This is a genomic window from uncultured Campylobacter sp. (assembly GCF_937949835.1).
Lineage (GTDB): Bacteria > Campylobacterota > Campylobacteria > Campylobacterales > Campylobacteraceae > Campylobacter_B.
This window is the reverse complement of record NZ_CALEDC010000118.1, coordinates 1-1,711: the sequence shown is the minus strand read 5'-3', so window position 1 is coordinate 1,711 and position 1,711 is coordinate 1. Positions and strand designations below refer to the sequence as shown.

Below are 1,711 nucleotides of genomic sequence, written 5' to 3'. Positions count from 1 at the left end.
CCTCGCCGCAGAATACAAGAGCGTAAAAATTATTAGAAAATTTGAGGTAAAAGAGGGCGCGCTGGAGATTATCGATATGGCAAATAGGGAATTTTATTATAGTAAATTTGAGTTATATTCGAATGGATATGGGAAGTTGATGAAAAATGTCTAAAAAAGTTTTAATGGCTGTTGCGAATTACTATACTTCGCCGTTTCAGGTCGGTAGCCATCATTATGCCAGGGCGTTTGAAAAGCTAGGATATGAGGTGCTTTTTATCTCAAATCCTATCTCGCCGATACATAAAATTTTTGCAAATAGCAATGAGCTAAAAGAGCGGGAAAGAATTTATAAAAAAGGCGGCGAAAGTGCGGGGGGCATTTTTTATTATGTTCCGCGCTCCCTTTTTACTCCTCAAAACAAGCTATTTCTATCGTCGAATTTCGTTTTAAAGAATTGGCAAAATTTTACGTATCCAAATTTATTAAATTTTATAAAGGAGCGGGGTTTTAATGAGGTTGATATATTGTGGTTTGATAGCCCGTTGTTCGGCTTTTTACTAGATGCTATAACTTATAAAAAATCTATTTTAAGGATAGCTGATTACGCAAAAGGTTTTGGTGCGGTTTCTGATGCGCAGTTTAACGCTGAGATAAATATCGCAAATAAGGTAGATGCAGTCATTTATACGGCGAAAAATTTAAAAGAAAAATACAATCAAATAAAAGATAAATCTAAAATGAAATATGTGCCAAATGGCATTGATCTCGATTTTTTTAAAGCGGCGGATAGGTCTTTGCCGCAGGAGCTTGAAGATATTCCTGAGCCTAGGGTAATTTACGTAGGCGCAATACATGATTGGTTTGATGTAGACCTGGTGCATTACTGCGCTAAAAATTTGCCAAATTATAGTTTTATTATAATAGGTCCGGAGCAAAAAGATCTATCTTTACTTAAAAAGCTAAAAAACGTGCATATTTTAGGCTCTATCCCATACACTAAAATTCCCGCGTTTTTATATAATTCGCAGGTAGGCATAATTCCTTTTAATGTTAAGGACTATCCTGATTTAGTAAATAGTATAAATCCTTTAAAGATGTATGAGTATCTTGCTTGCGGATTAAGGGTTGTTAGCGTGGAGTGGGATCAGATTAAAGATATGAGTGATTATGTGTATTTTGCATGTAATAGCGATAGCTTTCTGAATTGTATTGAAAGTAGAGAAGCTAGGCAGAGGTTTCATCTAGAACATGTTACATGGAATGGCAAGCTAAGCACCTTGCTTAAAGATTTATGAAGTTACTTTATAGACTTTTACCTTTTTTTATATTAAAACAACCATTTAGTCTACCATTATATTTTAATGCTTTGGCTCCCATTTTTGGATTTATTTACATATTTAAGTATAAAAAGATATATGCATGCTATATTCCAATTTTTATTATGATAATATGCAATGTTGTAGTATGTGTATATACTGCCCGGATATCATCGATTTTTAGGCTACTGCAACTTACTTTAATTTTATTTTTCTCTATGTATTTAATCAAGGTATTAAAAAAGTATGATATATTTTTAATATTAAAAATAATGCTTATATTTATTATACTTGTTTTTATCTTAGAAGTATACATGGGCAATAATGCTGGCTATAGAGATTTTTTTGGTTTTTATTTGCCACGATACAGGGGGGTTATTGGAGAATTTAATTTTACTGCATTATTGCTTACC

At 32.7% G+C, this 1,711-nt stretch carries 1 protein-coding gene; it reads left to right on the top strand.

Going from position 1 to position 1,711, the window contains the following annotated elements:
- Positions 1-248: 248 nt before the first annotated feature.
- Complete coding sequence (locus tag Q0256_RS02600) at positions 249-1,277, top strand: glycosyltransferase (RefSeq protein ID WP_297959785.1); 1,029 nt, start codon at positions 249-251, stop codon at positions 1,275-1,277.
- Positions 1,278-1,711 lie beyond the last annotated feature (434 nt).